This is a genomic window from Hafnia paralvei, assembly GCF_020150375.1.
In the GTDB taxonomy this organism is placed as follows: Bacteria; Pseudomonadota; Gammaproteobacteria; order Enterobacterales; family Enterobacteriaceae; genus Hafnia; species Hafnia paralvei.
Map to the genome: position 1 here is coordinate 2,053,341 of NZ_CP083737.1, position 17,465 is coordinate 2,070,805.

The window sequence follows — 17,465 nt, forward strand, 5'->3', positions numbered from 1 at the left end:
AGAGCTATTTAGGCTCGGACATCCTGATATTCTGGAGTGGTATCAAACTCATGTTTAGCAAATGGACATAACGGGATGATTTTGCGATTTTCCCTGCGCATTTTCTCCACGACTTTAGCCACTAGTCGCTTACCCACGCCTTGACCTTTGAGCGTCTCGTCGACATCCGTGTGATCGATGATGGCAAGATGCTCACCTGTTAGCACAAATACGACTTCAGCGATCAAGTTACCTTGAGCGTCATTGATATAAAAATTGTTGTCACCTTCTAGGATTTCCACAGCAGACTCCCTATTTTTGATGATATTTAAGCGCGCCGCTTGGGCAGGTGTTGATAACGCTCATGACGGTGTTCACGTCGACGCTATCAGGCATAATCCACGGTTGGCGATCTAATTTGAAAAGATGGCTATTTCCTCGCACACAGTTGCCGGAATGCTGACAGATGCTCAGATTGAAATAAACATCAATGTCTTTGCCGTGGTACTGGCGGTAGCCAGCATCAAGCAGTTCTTGATCCATCGTGATTCTCCTACGGCATTGTTGTTGGTCAGTTGACAAGTACTGACGTAATTATGGTTATAGAACATAAGTACTAGACTAACCAAAAAACGTCGTGAGAGGCATCAACGTCATTGTATAAGGCCTAAATTAGGAATTGACCTTATAACGGTACAATTAAAACGTCAGTGTGTGTTTTATCAATAATATGGGTTGCTGAATTCAATATTCTTTTCAAGAAACCTTCACAGTGGTTACCGCATATCACTAAATCAACGGGATCTTCTTTGCACGCGTAGATCACACCATCAGCCAGTTCTCCATTGCAGACAATGGTACGACTAATGGGATAATCTGCCTGTTGACGTAGCTCCTCTAAAAACAAGTTAGCTTCTTCATGAATCAGTTCACGTAGCGAACCGAGCATGGAGCCTGCAAAGCTAGCAGTAAGATCGGCTTCGTTACATAAGGTCAGTAGTGTGATTGAGCCCTGATACGGGCGAACAATAGCGATAGCCTTTTCAACTAACTTGATGCTGTCCGGTGCCTGCGCAACGGCAACGAGTACTCTCCTGTAGCTCATCTCTGCCCCCATTCCCTATGACAATAAAAACATTTTAAAGAATAGACCACAGATTAGCTGTGGTGAAAATCACAATCAGTTTTTGCTTCTGGACAAATAGCACTTATATCTAAGAACCCACTTCGATAAGCGTATGGCTAATTTCTAAACGAAATAGGGGTGAGAACGTGAAATAACTCTTTATGTGTAGCGTGAATAGTCTGGTACCTATGGGGATATTAGGGGAGATTTAATGTGCAAAAAAGAATAAGCCAATACGAATAAGGAATAAGCATGAAGGGAAATAGGTCAGTAAGGCACGGAGGGAGAAAATAAAATGAATGGTATTATTTTGGTTTCATCTATCGGTTGAAACCGTTTACACAGTGACGGATTTCACGTTATTCACATTTGTTCAGCATCTTTCTCAAGGTAAGCTAAAAATTTATAAAATGATGTTTCGATTTAACGGCCTAAATAACCCTAAAATTCACCACTAGCAGCAACATAATTTACAAGGGTTATTTATAGAATCTATATGGCTACTTCGTTGTCAGGTCTAAATACTCAGTAAAGCTATATATGTAGCGTTTTAAGCTTTTAATTTGCTTTTTGAGAATTTTTAACTCGAAATATCCGTATTTTTTATATGATTATTGTGAATGATATGTTTGAGATTCAATTGCTTAGCATGTCCTAAAGTGGCTCATACTTTTTGACCGATTAATGAACTATTAAGTGATTAGTAATATTTATTTACTGATTTTTTGTGATGCGCATCACGTTTTTCTCAAATTAATCTGAGGCGCTCGTTGTATATATCTCTTAATCGGGGGTAGAGTTGCCACGAATCAGGAATATTCTTATTTTTTTATGAATGTCCTTTGAACCGGTAGTCTGAAAAATTGTACGTCTAAGATACAACTTCCAGCGTAATTACGGTTGAGTCCCTTGAGTTTTTTTGGGGGGCCTCGGTGAGGTCAGGCTTTCATTTGAGCAGATAGTTATCAGGCACCATTACTTTTCGCACTTTGGCGCGTTATGGGTAATTGGTGCATTTCATTATGTTGGCGAACAAAAATTTAACAGGGGGAGATAATGAGTACCTCTGAAATACTCAAGCATATTTATGACATCAATTTGTCATATTTGTTATTAGCGCAGCGCTTAATTCACGAAGAGAAGGCCTCAGCGATGTTCCGGTTGGGGATTAACAATGAAATGGCTGATTCATTGGCTCTTTTGACCCTGCCACAAATGGTCAAATTGGCAGAAACCAACCAGTTGGTGTGCCAGTTTCGTTTCAGCGATCACGAAACGATTCAAAAACTAACGCAAGAGTCTCGCGTTGACGATCTCCAGCAGATTCACACTGGGATTATGCTTTCCAGCCATTTGTTGAAACAACTTTCGCCAACTGATACCTGCCCCCCTCACAAAAGAGTCTGATAATGAGCGAAAAAAGCATTATTCAGGAAGCCCGCGATATTCAACTGGCGATGGAACTTATCTCTCTGGGGGCTCGCCTCCAGATGTTAGAAAGTGAAACGCAATTGAGCCGTGGCCGTCTTATTCGGCTCTATAAAGAGCTGAGAGGTAGTCCTCCGCCAAAAGGCATGTTACCGTTTTCGACGGACTGGTTTATGACGTGGGAACAGAACATTCATTCATCAATGTTCTACAACGTCTATGCCTTCATGATAAAAAGTCAATCATGCCGTGGCGTGGAGGCGGTTATCCGCGCGTACAAACTGTATCTTGAACAGTGTCCGGTGCCTCCAGGTGAGCAGCCTGTTCTGGCTCTGACACGAGCGTGGACGTTGGTTCGCTTTGTTGACAGCGGGATGTTGGAGTCTGCTCCATGCTCTTGCTGTGGGGGTTCATTTATTGCCCATGCACATCAGCCATTAAGCTCATTTGTATGCAGTTTGTGCCAACCGCCATCACGAGCGATAAAAAAACGTAAACTTTCTGACAATCTTGCCGATATGTTCCCACAATTGCTCAATGAGCAAGAGAAACGCGTGGTGTAACCTGATTGAGGCAATCAGTCTTATAGGTTGGCGATCGGTGGTGTGGCTTTAAACGATGTTATCAGGTCAACCCACCGGTTATCTTCCTTTCGAGCCGTCATCCGACGGCCTCTGAATTCTCCTTCTCCGTCCTCCCGGACAGCGCGTTACACCCAATTTCCATTTTGAGCATTAAGGAATTCGCGTGCTTATTCTATTGGGTTATGCCGTTGTAACAATCGCCGTTCTTGGCGGTTATGTGATCGTGGGGGGGCATCTTGGTGCTCTGTATCAGCCTGCTGAACTTCTGATTATTGCCGGTGCTGGTATTGGCGCTTTCATCGTTGGGAACAACGGTAAAGCCATCAAAGCGACACTCCGTACGCTACCCAAGCTGGGGCGCAGTGCTAAATATAACAAAGCGCTTTATATGGACGTGATGGGGTTGATGTATCTGTTGCTCGCTAAGGCGCGCCAGCAGGGGATGCTCACGCTTGAGCGCGATATCGAAAATCCGCAAGAAAGTGAACTTTTCTCTAATTATCCACGGATTCTGGCCGATAAGATCCTCATTGAGTTCATCACGGACTACATGAGATTGATGGTGAGCGGCAACATGAATGCGTTTGAAATTGAAGCCCTGATGGATGAAGAGATCGAAACTTTCGAGAGCGAGGCGGAAGGGCCTGCTGACAGTCTGGCGATGGTCGGCGACTCCTTGCCCGCGTTTGGTATCGTGGCCGCGGTGATGGGCGTTGTGCATGCGCTTGCGTCGGCCGACCGTCCTGCTGCGGAGCTGGGTGCGCTGATTGCGCATGCCATGGTTGGGACTTTCCTCGGGATCCTGTTGGCCTATGGGTTTGTTTCGCCGTTGGCTTCTCTGATGCGCCAAAACTGTGCCGAAACCGTCAAAATGATGCAGTGCATCAAAACTACGCTGTTATCGAGTTTACATGGCTATGCTCCACAGATTGCGGTCGAGTTTGGTCGCAAAACGCTGTATTCCACCGAGCGCCCGTCATTTATGGAGCTTGAAGAACATGTGCGTCAGGTGAAATCACCTGCGGCGCAGCAGTCGGCGGTGGAAGAGGAAGTATGAAGAATGGCAACCGCCCGATAATTCTGGTTAAGAAGCGTAAACCCTCGAAAAAAGGGGGGCACCACGGTGGCTCATGGAAAATCGCTTACGCCGATTTTATGACGGCGATGATGGCCTTCTTTTTAGTGATGTGGCTGCTGGCGATAGCCAGCCCGCAGGAGTTAACCAAGATTGCTGAGTATTTCCGTACACCGTTGGCAGTCGCGTTGACTCACGGCGATCGTTCCAGCGCCAGCACCAGCCCCATTCCCGGTGGCGGCGACGACATGATGCAAAAAGAGGGTGAGGTGGCTAAATCAATGCCCGATCCTGCCACTAAAGCGGATAGCGAAAGGCTTAAGAAACTGCGTAAGCAGATTGACCAACTCATTCTGACCGACCCAAGGCTCAAAGCGTTACAGCCGCATCTGCTGATTAACATGATGGATGAAGGGTTACGCATCCAGATCATCGATAGCCAAAACCGACCGATGTTTGAAAACGGTAGTGCCAGAGTAGAACCCTATATGCGCGATATCTTGCGTGCGATAGCGCCGATTCTGAATGACGTACCGAACAAGATTAGTCTTTCTGGCCATACCGATGATTTGCCTTATGCCAGCGGTGAGCGCGGATACAGTAACTGGGAACTTTCAGCCGATCGCGCCAATGCCTCGCGTCGAGAACTCATTGCGGGCGGCTTAGCGGAAGGAAAAATTCTGCGCGTGGTCGGTATGGCAGACACCATGAGCCTGAAATCGCAAACCAGCGACGCCGCAATTAACCGTCGAATCAGCATTTTGGTATTGAACAAAAGTGCGCAACATAACATTGAGCATGAGAATTCAGAAAGTCAGGAGATGGATTTTTCCAATCCTGCAGCGATGAAGCAGTGGAGCGAAGGAGGCGCGGTAAATCTTGCGCCACAGGCGTCACCGGTACAGACCAGCCCGCTGGCGCCGATGAATGACCATATTATTACGACAACACCGACCGAAAAGAGGTGACCTGTGAGCATGGATATTACTGCGTTTTATCAAACGTTCTTTGATGAAGCCGATGAACTGCTGGCAGATATGGAGCAGCACCTACTGGAGCTGGACCCAGAAGAGCCAGATATAGAACAACTTAACGCGATTTTCCGTGCCGCGCACTCCATTAAAGGCGGTGCCGGAACCTTTGGTTTCAATATATTGCAAGAAACCACGCATTTGCTGGAAAACCTACTCGACGGTGCGCGCCGCCATGAAATGCGCCTGAGCACCGATATCATCAACCTGTTTCTGGAAACCAAAGATATTATGCAGGACCAGCTCGATGCCTATAAATCCGCGCAGGATCCCGATCACGCCAGTTTTGAATATATCTGTCAGGCATTAAGGCAGTTAGCGTTAGAAGCTCAAGACGTGAGTGGATCTGCCACTGCGGAAAACCCGCATCTTAAAGCCGTTACCGAAGAAAACGCAGATGCCGATCAGAATACCAACAACGACGGTGCTCAAGCGTCGACGTTACCCGATGGCTGCATATCTCTCTCGCTGTGTGGACTAAAACCGCAAGAAGTCGCTCTGATGCTAGAAGAGCTCGGCAATTTAGGGACGGTACGTGAACATACCGAAACGGCTCATGGCTTAGACGCTGTGCTAGAAACCACGGCCAGCGAAGATGACATAGCAGCGGTGCTCTGCTTTGTATTAGAACCTGAGCAAATCGCGTTCAATCATACACTGCCTGAAAAGGCAGAAAACACGGTTTCGCAACCGGCTGCGCCAACAGCTGAGGCCCAGCCTAAAACAGCGACGACGCCAGAACTAAAACTGGTTCAGGAGCCGGCAACGCCACGTACCGAAGCCCCCAAACGTACGGCAAAAGCAACGGAAAGCACCAGTATTCGCGTAGCGGTTGAGAAGGTCGATCAGCTCATTAATTTAGTTGGTGAATTGGTTATTACCCAGTCCATGCTGGCACAGCGCTCGGATATGCTAGACCCGGTCGATCACGGTGATTTACTCAACAGCCTGGGACAATTGGAGCGTAACGCGCGCGACCTGCAAGAGTCCGTCATGTCGATTCGCATGATGCCAATGGAGTACGTCTTTAGCCGTTTTCCTCGTCAGGTACGCGATCTGGCTGGCAAGCTTAACAAGCAGGTGGAAATTACGCTGTTAGGTAGCTCGACCGAACTGGATAAGAGCTTGATCGAACGCATTATCGATCCGTTAACCCATCTGGTGCGCAATAGCCTCGACCATGGCATTGAAACTCCTGAGGTGCGTGTTGCGGCAGGCAAAAGTCCAGTGGGGAATCTCACGTTATCGGCAGAGCATCAGGGCGGAAATATCTACATCGAGGTGATCGATGACGGTGCTGGTTTAAACCGTGAGCGCATTTTAGCTAAGGCGCGCTCGCAGGGCATGGCGGTCAGCGACACCATGACCGACGATGAAGTCGGGTTGCTGATTTTCGCACCGGGTTTCTCCACGGCAGAACAGGTCACTGATGTTTCTGGGCGCGGCGTGGGTATGGACGTCGTGAAACGAAATATTCAGGAAATGGGCGGCCACGTTGAGATCCAGTCGCGGAGCGGGAAAGGTACCACGATTCGTATCGTGTTACCGCTAACGCTGGCGATCCTCGACGGCATGTCGGTCAAAGTGAATAACGAAGTCTTTATTTTGCCGCTTAACGCCGTGATGGAATCCTTGCAACCGCGTGAAGAAGATCTTTATCCGTTGGCGGGCGGCGAGCGTGTGCTACAGGTTCGCGGCGAATATTTACCGCTGGTGGAACTGTATAGCGTGTTTGACGTTGAAGGCGCAAAAACTGATGCGATGCAGGGCATCGTGGTGATCTTGCAAAGTGCAGGGCGCCGCTATGCATTGCTGGTTGATCAGCTGATTGGTCAGCATCAGGTCGTGGTGAAGAACTTGGAAACCAACTACCGAAAAGTGCCGGGGATTTCTGCGGCGACGATTCTGGGCGATGGAAGCGTTGCGCTGATCGTCGACGTTGCCGCGCTACAGAGCATTAATCGTGAAAAACGCTCCGCGGTTTCCGCTGCATAGCGTGAACCGAATCGTTATCTATTTTAGCCAGCAGGCGACTGCTGGCGGTTAAATACCCTAATTTGTAAAGGTGAACTAACATGACAGGACTGGCTTCTGTAACCAAACTGGCGGGAGAAACTGTAGGACAGGAGTTTCTGGTTTTCACCCTCGGAGATGAAGAGTACGGCATTGATATCTTAAAAGTACAAGAGATCCGTGGCTACGATCAGGTCACACGTATTGCCAATACACCGGCTTTTATCAAGGGTGTGACAAATCTGCGTGGCGTCATTGTGCCTATCATCGATCTGCGAGTGAAGTTCTCTCAGGAAAATGTGACGTACAACGATAATACCGTTGTCATTGTGCTTAATTTCAGCCAGCGAGTTGTCGGGATTGTGGTTGACGGCGTATCGGATGTCCTGTCGTTAACTAACGAACAGATTCGCCCAGCGCCGGAGTTTGCTGTCACGCTATCTACGGAATATTTAACCGGATTAGGATCGCTTGGTGAGCGCATGCTGATCTTGGTCGATATTGAGAAGCTGTTGAGTAGTGAAGAGATGGAGTTGGTGGAGGGAATGACGGCGTAGTAGCCTGTTTCGCAGGTGCGCGACGGCCTTAAAGGAACGAATGAAAATAGGGCGGTGTAATTTTTCGTACGACTGTTGTTGATGTTGTTTTGCGTCAGATTTCGTACGCCTAAGGCACCGAAATATACATGCACTCCGTGCAGGCGTCCGAGTCGGGGGGCCAATCGCTGCCCCCCGACACCCTAGCTTGGCACCGTCCTTCAGCCTGCTTCGCAGGTACCCGAATCTCGTCATTCCGGCTTTAACGGAACGAATGAAAATAGAGTGGTGTCATGTTTCGTACGCCTAATGCACCGAAACCTGCATGCACTCCGTGCAGGCGTCCGAGCAAGGCGGCTCAATCGCCGCCGCCTTGCATCCAGGCTTGGCACCCCCTACCAGCCCGCTGCGCGGGTTCCCTCGTTTCATCATTCCGGTCTTAACGGAACGAACGACAATCGCGAGTATTCGGCGCATCCCTGCGCCTCACCCCTTCGGGGCCAACGCAAGCGTTGTTCAAATTTGCTCCAGGCAAATTTGTCCATGCCTCCGTCGTTCTTTCGCCGATATCAATCGGCGAATCCTAACCTGCATGATTCACTTGGCTGTCCGGTAATGTGCCGGAAAAGGTCAAAATCAAAACAAAAAGTGTGGCCGTTTTTTAGTTTAAGTGGTCGTAGGTAGAGCCGCCGGTACAGGGATGTACCGGCGGAGTTTGGGGCGCCCTGGATGGGCGATACCAAACCGGAGCGGAGATGGCGTCTCGGATAAAAGCGCGCGAGTGCAGAGACCACGCGCTGGTGGTCTCTGCCCGTACGCCCTCACTAGGGTATCAATGACGCTCGGTATGAACAGGCGGGCGGAATATTACACAATGTTTGCAGAGTGGAGTTCCCAAACCGGAGTAACGCATTTGCTGACCGGCGAACGAAACATTACACCTGTGTTTCATAAACGACAGGTAGGCGGGGTATTACACAACGGTGACATTTTATTACACCGGTGTCTCATAAACGATCGGCATGCAAAAAACACCCATCCCCCCACTAAACTAAATTCCCCCCTAAAGTTTTCTAAAGCCCCGCCGATATCCCTTCTATCCGACGTACCGAGAATGAGAAACCATGTTAAACCGTATAAAAGTTGTCACCAGTTTGCTGTTGGTGCTGGGGTTGTTTGGTATTTTACAAATGACATCCGGAGGATTGTTCTTTAACGCCCTGAAAAACGACAAGGAAAACTTCACTGTTTTACAAACCATCCGCCAGCAGCAGTCCACGCTGAATGGTAGCTGGGTAGCATTACTCCAAACGCGAAATACGCTTAACCGTGCGGGCATCCGTTACATGATGGATGTGAATAAAACCGGTAGCGGTGCGACGGTGGATGATTTGCTGCAAATTGCCAAAACCTCTCTGCAGCAGGCGGAAGGACGTTGGGGGGAATACGAGGCGCTGCCTATCGACCCACGTCAAAGCCAAGAGTCTGTCGAGCAGCTAAAGCGTAATTACGACATCTTGCACGGTGCATTATCTGAGTTAATCCAACTGCTTTCTACCGGCAAAATCAATGAGTTCTTTGACCAGCCGACGCAAGGTTATCAAGACGGATTTGAGAAAAGTTATGTCGATTATCTGGTGCAAAACGATCGTTTGTATCAAGAAGCGGTGAACGACAATAACAGTTCGTACAGCATGGCAATGTGGATTTTGATCGGCGTGCTTGCGCTGGTGGCCGTTGCGATTGTTCTTGTCTGGTTCGGTATTCAACGAACGTTGATTGTTCCGCTAAATCGCCTGATCGATAGCATCAAACATATCGCGGGCGGCGATTTGGCGCGCAGCATTGACGTGCATGGCACCAATGAAATGGGGCAGCTCGCCGCCAGCCTAAAACACATGCAGGGTGAACTGGTTCGCACCGTAGGTAATGTGCGTCAAGGTGCTAATGCGATCTACAGCGGCGCGAGCGAAATTTCAGCTGGCAACAACGATCTCTCTTCTCGTACCGAGCAACAGGCGGCCTCACTGGAAGAAACGGCTGCCAGCATGGAACAGCTGACTGCAACGGTGAAACAGAACGCCGAAAATGCACGTCAGGCGAGCCATCTTGCGCTTAGCGCATCTGAAACGGCACAGAAAGGCGGCAAAGTGGTGGCGAACGTAGTGCAAACCATGCACGACATCGCAGGAAGCTCACAGAAGATTGCTGATATCACCAGCGTCATCGACGGTATTGCTTTCCAAACCAATATTCTGGCACTGAATGCGGCGGTTGAAGCGGCACGAGCCGGTGAACAGGGGCGTGGGTTTGCGGTGGTTGCGGGTGAAGTACGTAATCTGGCGCAGCGCAGTGCTCAGGCAGCGAAAGAAATCAAAGGTCTTATCGAAGACTCAGTAAATCGTGTCGATATGGGGTCAGTGCTGGTCGAAAGCGCGGGCGAAACCATGGGCGATATTGTCAGTGCGGTGACTCGCGTGACGGACATTATGGGCGAAATCGCATCGGCCTCTGATGAGCAAAGTCGCGGTATCGATCAGGTTGGTCAGGCAGTGTCTGAAATGGATCGCGTGACCCAACAGAACGCCGCGTTGGTGGAAGAGTCCGCATCTGCGGCTGCCGCTCTGGAAGAACAGGCCAGCATGCTGACGCAAGCGGTTTCAGTATTCCGCATCCAGCATGATTTCAAAGAAGACATCAGCGAAAGTCGTAGCGTTAAGCCTGTGATTGCCACTCCGGCGCCTCGTGCTATTGCGGCGACCGATGCGGGCGATAACTGGGAAACCTTCTAAACACCGTAGTCACAAAAATGAAAGGGTGGCAAAGACCACCCTACCTGCATAGCGGGGATAAGCTGAAGCACTTTTTTACTCTTCATTCTTCAGGCTACGGCATGGATGAATGTTTCAAGTGAACTGCACCTTGAAATCTATTGAGTATGTATCTCCACGCGTGTGGCGACGCTGATGACAAAGCCGCTACACGCGTTGGGAATAATTAAAACGTGACAGCGCCGGGACCCTACAAATGAACCGGCCCAAAAGGAAAGCATCGTGTTTAATCGAATCCGAGTATCAACCAGTCTGTTCCTGCTGCTTATGCTGTTCTGCCTGCTGCAATTGGGATCTACCGGCTTGTCATTTATGTCGATTCGTTCCGATAACAACAACTTTTCTAACGTGCAGGTGGTTAACGATCAGCGTGAAGCGCTGAATCAGTCATGGGTGGCGTTATTACAGGCGCGCAATACGCTTAACCGAGCGGGTACTCGTGCCGCACTCAAGGTGCCACAGGAGAAAGTCAATGAGCTGATGGCGGGAGCCCGTTCATCATTGCAGAAGGCTGATCTCTATTTTAACCAGTTCTTGGCTGTTCCTCGTGTGACAAAGGAAGGCGTGGAGCTGACAGAAACAACCAAGCAGAGCTACGAAAAATTACGTACCACGTTGCGAGAACTCATTGTTCTGCTGGAACAAGGCGATCTACAAGGTTTTATGGATCAGCCGACACAAAAAATACAAGACCTGTTTGAAGTGCAGACTCAGGCTTATACCCAGCATGTTGATGCTGTCTTGGCGAAAACGGCAACCGAAAACAAAAATGCTTACACCCTCTCAATGTTGATGGTCGCGGGTGCCATTGTCATGCTGATTGTCGTCGTTTTGAGTTCGCTGTATTGGCTACGCAAAATGCTGATTTCTCCGCTGAATACTATGCGTGACCACTTTGACCGCATAGCAGAAGGCGATTTATCAGGTGAAATCAAAGTTTTTGGGCGTAATGAGCTCAGCTTATTGTTTGCTAGCTTGCAACAAATGCAGCAGTCGTTGGCGAAAACCGTATTAACCGTCCGTCAGGGTTCCGACGCTATTTATAACGGCCTACAAGAGATCGCCTCAGGCAATAACGATCTCTCCTCGCGTACGGAGCAACAGGCGGCGTCGCTGGAAGAAACGGCAGCCAGCATGGAACAACTCACGGCAACCGTAAAACAGAATGCGGATAACGCACGTCAGGCGGCTCGCTTGGCGAAAGAAGCCTCAGGTACGGCGACTTCAGGTGGCGAAATCGTCGGTAACGTTGTGCGCACCATGCATGAAATTGCTAGCAGCTCACAGAAAATCGGTGATATCACCAGCGTTATCGACGGCATCGCTTTCCAGACCAATATTCTTGCGTTGAACGCGGCGGTTGAAGCGGCTCGGGCGGGAGAGCAGGGGCGCGGTTTTGCGGTCGTCGCTGGGGAAGTGCGTAATTTGGCGCAGCGCAGCGCGCAGGCGGCCAAAGAGATTAAAGGGCTGATTGATGATTCAGTCAACCGAGTGAAGCAAGGATCTACCTTAGTTGAAAATGCAGGTAATACCATGGAAGAGGTGGTGCGCTCGGTCGCTCGCGTCACCGACATCATGGGCGAAATTTCCTCTGCTTCCGATGAACAAAGCCGAGGCATCGAACAGGTTGCTTTGGCGGTAACGCAAATGGATCAGGTGACGCAGCAAAATGCGGCACTGGTCGAAGAAGCTGCATCAGCGACACAGGCGGTGGAAGAGCAAGCAAATGCACTGACACGCTCTGTTGCCGCGTTCCATCTGGTATCAGCACCCGCTGCGAGAGTTGTTGATGATCGTATCGCAACATCTACGCAGAAGCTGCCCAAGGACAAAGATGTATGGCAACCGATTTAGCAGGACTAAAGCGGTAGTTAATGGTGAACGACCTTGGGTCGTTCGCCCATTGTAAATTGGGTGAGTGATGGCGAATTTATTTACACAGTCAGGAAACGATGATGTTCAGACTCCCGCATTGATGATGCAGAGAGTCCCCTTGGCAGACGTTCATTTTCGTCGCATCAGTCAGCTTATTTATCAACATGCCGGCATTGTATTAGCCGACCACAAACGGGAAATGGTTTATAACCGGCTGGTTCGACGCCTTCGAGCGTTGAATCTGAATGATTTTGGCGCCTATTTAGCACTTTTGGAAAGTAGCCAAAGTCACGGTGAATGGCAGACGTTTATTAATTCACTAACCACTAACTTAACGGCTTTTTTTCGCGAAGCGCACCATTTTCCCATTTTGGCGGAACATGCGCGCAAACGTCCGCACAATTATTGTGTTTGGAGCACGGCGGCATCGTCAGGTGAAGAACCCTACTCGATTGCCATGACGTTAGCAGAAGCATTGGGTACCACGCCGGTCGGGCCACAGGTTTGGGCCAGCGATATTGATACTCAGGTGTTGGAAAAAGCCGTGCGTGGCGTTTATCGGCAGGAAGAAACTAAGCACCTCACGCCGTCTCAGCTCCAGCGTTTTTTTCTGCGAGGGACGGGGCCGCAGCAGGGCTTTGTGCGTGTTCGACCTGAATTAGCACAGCGAGTGCATTTTCAAATGCTCAACTTGCTGTCGCCGCAGTGGGATTTACCGGGGCCGTTCGACGCCATATTTTGTCGTAACGTGATGATCTATTTTGATAAAGAAACTCAGGCTCGCATTCTCCATCGTTTTATCAAATTGCTGAAACCTGGTGGATTGTTGTTTGCAGGTCATTCGGAAAACTTTAGCCATATCAGCCAAGAGTTTTATTTGCGCGGACAAACCGTGTATGGGCTGTCCAAGGAGAGTCGATGAGTAAAATTCGGGTGTTGTGTGTTGATGACTCGGCGCTGATGCGTCAGCTGATGACGGAAATCATTAATAGTCATCCCGATATGGAAATGGTCGCAGTGGCACAAGATCCGCTGGTGGCGCGCGATCTGATTAAAAAATTTAACCCTCAGGTGCTAACGCTTGACGTGGAAATGCCGCGCATGGACGGCATTGATTTCCTTGAAAAGCTGATGCGTCTCAGGCCGATGCCGGTGGTTATGGTGTCTTCACTGACGGGAAAAGGATCGGAAATCACGCTGAAAGCGCTGGAGCTAGGGGCAGTGGATTTCGTCACTAAGCCTCAACTGGGTATTCGCGAAGGAATGCTGGCCTACAGCGAAATGATTGCCGATAAAGTGCGGGCTGCGGCGAAAGCGCGCCTGCCAGCACGCGGTTCTCTGCCGGTGAAGCCCGCGACGCTTAGCCATACGCCGCTGCTCAGCAGTGAAAAGCTGATTGCTATTGGCGCATCCACCGGTGGCACTGAGGCCATTCGCCATGTGCTTCAGCCTTTGCCTACCACCAGCCCGGCATTGCTGATCACTCAGCATATGCCACCGGGGTTCACTCGCTCATTTGCTGAGCGGCTGAATAAGCTTTGCCAGATCACGGTGAAAGAGGCAGAGGAGGGAGAGCGAGTGTTACCCGGCCATGCCTATATTGCGCCGGGTGATATGCACCTTGAACTAGCACGTAGCGGCGCGAACTACATCGTGCGGCTGCATCAAGGACCGGCGGTTAACCGCCATCGTCCTTCGGTCGATGTGCTGTTTGATTCGGTGGCACGCTATGCAGGGCGAAATGCGGTAGGGGTGATCCTCACCGGAATGGGGAATGACGGTGCGGCGGGGATGCTCAAAATGCATCAGGCAGGGGCTTATACCATCGCGCAAAACGAAGCCAGCTGCGTGGTATTTGGTATGCCAAGAGAGGCCATTTTAACGGGCGGCGTCGATGAAGTGGTCGATCTGCAACAAATCAGTCAGCGTATGCTGACGCAAATTAGTGCCGGACAGGCACTGCGTATTTAACGTTCCCTGAGTAGGGGACCTTTGAGGAGTCAGTATGGCGGATAAAAATCTGCGTTTTCTCGTTGTTGATGATTTTGCCACAATGCGCCGCATCGTGAGAAACCTGCTTAAAGAGCTGGGTTTTAATAACGTAGAAGAAGCGGAAGATGGCGCAGATGCTTTAACCAAGCTACGCGCTGGCGCATTTGATTTTGTGGTTTCTGACTGGAACATGCCCAACATGGACGGTCTACAACTGCTACAGGCGATTCGGGCCGATGGAAGCCTCGGCGCGTTGCCGGTGCTAATGGTGACGGCAGAAGCGAAAAAAGAAAACATTATTGCCGCCGCGCAGGCGGGAGCCAGCGGTTATGTGGTTAAACCGTTTACGGCAGCAACGTTAGAAGAAAAGCTGAATAAGATTTTTGAAAAGTTGGGGATCTAAGGAGTCACAATGAACGAACATCCTATGCCCGCAACTGATGCGGCCACTGCCAACGATATTATTGCTCGAATTGGGCAATTGACGCGCATGCTGCGTGACAGCTTGAAAGAGCTTGGTCTGGATCAGGCAATTGCTCAAGCGGCAGAAGCGATACCCGATGCCCGCGATCGTTTGGACTACGTGGTACAGATGACAGCACAGGCTGCCGAACGCGCATTAAACTGCGTTGAAGCCGCGCAGCCGCGCCAAACCTCATTGGAAAAAGGGGCGACCGATCTGAAAGTGCGTTGGGATGAGTGGTTTGCTAATCCTATCGAGCTTTCCGACGCGCGCGTATTGGTTTCTGATACCCGCAGTTATCTGGCTGCTGTTCCCGAACACACCTCATTTACTCATGCTCAACTGCTTGAGATCATGATGGCGCAGGATTTCCAAGATCTTACCGGTCAGGTTATTAAGCGCATGATGGGTGTGGTTCAGGAGATCGAGAAAGAGCTATTGGCGGTGTTGGTTGAAAATATCCCAGATGTTTCAGCTAAGCCTAAACGCGAAAACGATGGCTTACTCAATGGCCCACAGATGAACCAAAACGGCCCTGGCATTGTAGCAAATCAGGAGCAGGTTGATGATTTGTTGGGAAGTTTAGGGTTTTAACGAAAGAAGCAGCGGTATCGTGATAGCAATGCCGCTGCTTATCATCAACGTCGCGCTAAAATAACACTATAGATACTTGTGCAAGGCCCCGTTTTCAGTCGTAAACATTATTCTGCCGGTATCCCTAAAATCGCAATAATCTCCCCACGATTGCTGACCAGATCGGCAAGCGTGTAATTTTCCATCGCAGTTAAAAAGGCTTCCATCCCCACTTTCAATGCGGCCTGTAATTGACATATCTTAATCAGTTTGCAACCCGGTGAATGGCAGTCAATGCCGTTCAGATTGCTCTCCAAGGCGCGAATGACCTGACCGATATTGATGTCTGCGGCGGGTTTGCCTAGCTCAATACCGCCGCCTTTGCCGCGTACTGCGTGGATATAGCCCAACCCGACCAACTGTGCGACGACTTTCACCATATGATTACGCGAGATATCGTAATGGCCGGCGATTTCACCCACGCTGGTGCGCTGACCATAGGGCATGGAGGCCAGATACATCAAGGCTCGTAGGCCGAAATCGGTGTAAGTCGTTAATTTCATGAAGTCGCTAGTGAGTGAGAATATTAACTCTGTTTATAACATAATTATGGCGCTTTTGGCTGAGCTCATGGCAATAAATAGTAAAGTTAAATATTTTTTAACAATTAGTGGCAATAATATTAACACTGTCATTATACTGTCATTATCAAGCAGTAAATTTTCATTAGGCGACAGCAGTATTCACACTAACGCAGGTTATTGAACCAGCAGGTTTGTGAGGAGCGCGGATGAGACAGTCCTTACCTGGGCTAGCACGATGTCAAACAAGAATCAAACAGCAGGCTGTCTGTGACAGCAAGAATGTCGACTCAGCAAAATCTGCGTCACGGCTTTACTCCCCACTCAATAGTTTAACTCTCCTATCTGTTCCACCCCTATTACGACTGCGTGCCGCAGGGATTAGCTTCGCGCGCGTGTTCGTATCAAGCAGGTTAACCCTCACTGAGGAGGTTAGCGGATAAACGAGTGACAGTTCGTTCATGAAACGTGGAATGACGATTGAAACCAACTGTAAGGTGCCAAAATGGGAAAACAGAAAGCTGTTATCAGAGCGCGTCGTGAAGCTAAACGTGTCGTAAAACGTGATGGTCGTAGTCAACGTCAGCGCGAGGAAGATCAGGCTGCCTCTCTGGTTCAGATGGGCGGTATCGAAACCATTGGCATGGCGCGGGAAAAACGCGATAACGCGCCAGTCACGGCCAGAACGGAAGCGCAGGTCGCTTATCTGTCTGCAATTGAATCCAAACAGTTAATCTTTGCCACCGGCGAAGCGGGCTGTGGCAAGACCTTTATTAGCGCAGCGAAAGCGGCGGAAGCACTCATTCATAAGGAGGTTGATCGCATTATTGTCACACGTCCTGTGCTGCAAGCCGACGAAGATCTCGGTTTTCTGCCGGGTGATGTTTCCGAGAAGTTTGCGCCTTATTTCCGCCCAGTCTATGACGTGTTGGTGCGGCGTTTAGGGGCTTCATTCCTGCAATATTGTCTGCGCCCTGAAATTGGCAAGGTAGAAATTGCGCCTTTTGCCTATATGCGTGGCCGTACCTTTGAAAATGCCTTTGTGATCCTTGATGAAGCACAAAACGTCACCGCCAGCCAAATGAAAATGTTCCTGACTCGTCTGGGGGAGAATGTCACCGTGGTGGTTAACGGCGATATAACCCAGTGTGATTTACCTCGCGGAGTGAAATCCGGCCTCGAAGATGCGCTGCAACGCTTCACTGAGGATGGGATGGTGAGTATCGTCCGCTTTGACAGCCAAGACTGCGTTCGCTCGGCGCTTTGCCAGCGCACCTTAAACGCATACCAATAAGTTTTGTCGTTAATCCTGTTTGCTTCTCAGGGCCACTTTCGGGTGGCCTTGCTTATTTAATCCTCTACACATAACACTTCTATG

At 49.6% G+C, this 17,465-nt stretch carries 16 protein-coding genes and 1 pseudogene; 13 read left to right on the forward strand and 4 right to left on the reverse strand.

Annotated features, from left to right (window positions below; all coding sequences use genetic code 11):
* Positions 1 to 8: 8 nt before the first annotated feature.
* The 3 genes from K9N75_RS09700 to K9N75_RS09710 all read right to left on the reverse strand — a co-directional run bounded on the left by K9N75_RS09700 (position 9) and on the right by K9N75_RS09710 (position 1,084).
* A complete protein-coding gene (locus K9N75_RS09700) occupies positions 9 to 281 on the reverse strand; it encodes a GNAT family N-acetyltransferase (RefSeq protein WP_008813162.1) in 273 nt (90 codons plus the stop codon).
* A 10-nt stretch (positions 282 to 291) separates the two neighbouring features.
* Entirely contained in the window at positions 292 to 522 is a 231-nt protein-coding gene (locus K9N75_RS09705) for a (4Fe-4S)-binding protein (protein WP_008813163.1), read from the reverse strand.
* A gap of 142 nt (positions 523 to 664) precedes the next feature.
* Positions 665 to 1,084 carry a universal stress protein gene (locus K9N75_RS09710; protein WP_008813164.1) on the reverse strand — a complete coding sequence of 140 codons (420 nt, stop codon included), beginning with the start codon at positions 1,082 to 1,084 and terminating at the stop codon, positions 665 to 667.
* Between the two features lie 1,077 nt (positions 1,085 to 2,161).
* On the opposite strand from K9N75_RS09710, the gene flhD reads away from it, so the two are divergent.
* From flhD to cheZ, 12 genes and pseudogenes are all read left to right on the forward strand, one after another.
* Positions 2,162 to 2,512, forward strand: coding sequence for a flagellar transcriptional regulator FlhD (gene flhD, locus K9N75_RS09715; protein WP_004091432.1), 351 nt, complete (start codon positions 2,162 to 2,164; stop codon positions 2,510 to 2,512).
* A 2-nt stretch (positions 2,513 to 2,514) separates the two neighbouring features.
* On the forward strand, positions 2,515 to 3,096 hold the full coding sequence (gene flhC / locus K9N75_RS09720; RefSeq protein WP_004091434.1) for a flagellar transcriptional regulator FlhC: 582 nt from the start codon (positions 2,515 to 2,517) through the stop codon (positions 3,094 to 3,096).
* A gap of 184 nt (positions 3,097 to 3,280) precedes the next feature.
* Positions 3,281 to 4,174 carry a flagellar motor stator protein MotA gene (motA, locus tag K9N75_RS09725; RefSeq protein WP_008813165.1) on the forward strand — a complete coding sequence of 298 codons (894 nt, stop codon included), beginning with the start codon at positions 3,281 to 3,283 and terminating at the stop codon, positions 4,172 to 4,174.
* A pseudogene (motB, locus tag K9N75_RS09730) lies at positions 4,171 to 5,002 on the forward strand (flagellar motor protein MotB); the annotation flags it as partial. The gene motA and the pseudogene motB, both read left to right, overlap by 4 nt.
* 161 nt (positions 5,003 to 5,163) lie before the next feature.
* Positions 5,164 to 7,218 (forward strand): chemotaxis protein CheA, encoded by a 2,055-nt coding sequence (gene cheA, locus K9N75_RS09735; RefSeq protein ID WP_095661492.1) that lies wholly within the window; start codon positions 5,164 to 5,166, stop codon positions 7,216 to 7,218.
* A gap of 80 nt (positions 7,219 to 7,298) precedes the next feature.
* Complete coding sequence (gene cheW / locus K9N75_RS09740; RefSeq protein ID WP_008813167.1) at positions 7,299 to 7,793, forward strand: chemotaxis protein CheW; 495 nt, start codon at positions 7,299 to 7,301, stop codon at positions 7,791 to 7,793.
* Positions 7,794 to 8,896: 1,103 nt separating this feature from the next.
* Positions 8,897 to 10,564: a methyl-accepting chemotaxis protein gene (gene tsr, locus K9N75_RS09745; RefSeq protein ID WP_008813168.1), complete on the forward strand. Its 1,668-nt coding sequence runs from the start codon at positions 8,897 to 8,899 to the stop codon at positions 10,562 to 10,564.
* Positions 10,565 to 10,825: 261 nt separating this feature from the next.
* On the forward strand, positions 10,826 to 12,457 hold the full coding sequence (locus K9N75_RS09750) for a methyl-accepting chemotaxis protein (protein ID WP_224452535.1): 1,632 nt from the start codon (positions 10,826 to 10,828) through the stop codon (positions 12,455 to 12,457).
* A 67-nt stretch (positions 12,458 to 12,524) separates the two neighbouring features.
* Positions 12,525 to 13,400 carry a protein-glutamate O-methyltransferase CheR gene (gene cheR, locus K9N75_RS09755; RefSeq protein WP_008813170.1) on the forward strand — a complete coding sequence of 292 codons (876 nt, stop codon included), beginning with the start codon at positions 12,525 to 12,527 and terminating at the stop codon, positions 13,398 to 13,400.
* Positions 13,397 to 14,449 carry a protein-glutamate methylesterase/protein-glutamine glutaminase gene (locus K9N75_RS09760; RefSeq protein ID WP_020303810.1) on the forward strand — a complete coding sequence of 351 codons (1,053 nt, stop codon included), beginning with the start codon at positions 13,397 to 13,399 and terminating at the stop codon, positions 14,447 to 14,449. Before cheR ends, K9N75_RS09760 begins: the two co-directional genes overlap by 4 nt.
* A gap of 34 nt (positions 14,450 to 14,483) precedes the next feature.
* A complete protein-coding gene (gene cheY, locus K9N75_RS09765) occupies positions 14,484 to 14,873 on the forward strand; it encodes a chemotaxis response regulator CheY (protein WP_004091454.1) in 390 nt (129 codons plus the stop codon).
* Positions 14,874 to 14,882: 9 nt separating this feature from the next.
* Positions 14,883 to 15,527, forward strand: coding sequence for a protein phosphatase CheZ (cheZ, locus tag K9N75_RS09770; RefSeq protein ID WP_004091456.1), 645 nt, complete (start codon positions 14,883 to 14,885; stop codon positions 15,525 to 15,527).
* Positions 15,528 to 15,634: 107 nt separating this feature from the next.
* On the opposite strand, the gene K9N75_RS09775 is transcribed toward cheZ, so the two are convergent.
* Positions 15,635 to 16,069, reverse strand: a complete 435-nt coding sequence (locus K9N75_RS09775; RefSeq protein WP_008813173.1) for an Rrf2 family transcriptional regulator — start codon at positions 16,067 to 16,069, stop codon at positions 15,635 to 15,637.
* A 523-nt stretch (positions 16,070 to 16,592) separates the two neighbouring features.
* Between K9N75_RS09775 and phoH the strand changes: the two genes are divergently transcribed.
* Positions 16,593 to 17,381: a phosphate starvation-inducible protein PhoH gene (phoH, locus tag K9N75_RS09780; protein ID WP_004091460.1), complete on the forward strand. Its 789-nt coding sequence runs from the start codon at positions 16,593 to 16,595 to the stop codon at positions 17,379 to 17,381.
* The last annotated feature ends 84 nt before the right edge of the window (positions 17,382 to 17,465 follow it).

Excerpts from the sequence above, each read along its gene's own strand:
- K9N75_RS09705 (WP_008813163.1), bottom strand. The coding sequence starts at position 522 with ATGGATCAAGAACTGCTTGATGCTGGCTACCGCCAGTACCACGGCAAA.
- K9N75_RS09710 (WP_008813164.1), bottom strand. The coding sequence starts at position 1,084 with ATGAGCTACAGGAGAGTACTCGTTGCCGTTGCGCAGGCACCGGACAGC.
- flhD (WP_004091432.1), top strand. The coding sequence starts at position 2,162 with ATGAGTACCTCTGAAATACTCAAGCATATTTATGACATCAATTTGTCA.
- flhC (WP_004091434.1), top strand. The coding sequence starts at position 2,515 with ATGAGCGAAAAAAGCATTATTCAGGAAGCCCGCGATATTCAACTGGCG.
- cheW (WP_008813167.1), top strand. The coding sequence starts at position 7,299 with ATGACAGGACTGGCTTCTGTAACCAAACTGGCGGGAGAAACTGTAGGA.
- tsr (WP_008813168.1), top strand. The coding sequence starts at position 8,897 with ATGTTAAACCGTATAAAAGTTGTCACCAGTTTGCTGTTGGTGCTGGGG.
- cheR (WP_008813170.1), top strand. The coding sequence starts at position 12,525 with ATGGCGAATTTATTTACACAGTCAGGAAACGATGATGTTCAGACTCCC.
- K9N75_RS09760 (WP_020303810.1), top strand. The coding sequence starts at position 13,397 with ATGAGTAAAATTCGGGTGTTGTGTGTTGATGACTCGGCGCTGATGCGT.
- cheY (WP_004091454.1), top strand. The coding sequence starts at position 14,484 with ATGGCGGATAAAAATCTGCGTTTTCTCGTTGTTGATGATTTTGCCACA.
- cheZ (WP_004091456.1), top strand. The coding sequence starts at position 14,883 with ATGAACGAACATCCTATGCCCGCAACTGATGCGGCCACTGCCAACGAT.
- K9N75_RS09775 (WP_008813173.1), bottom strand. The coding sequence starts at position 16,069 with ATGAAATTAACGACTTACACCGATTTCGGCCTACGAGCCTTGATGTAT.
- phoH (WP_004091460.1), top strand. The coding sequence starts at position 16,593 with ATGGGAAAACAGAAAGCTGTTATCAGAGCGCGTCGTGAAGCTAAACGT.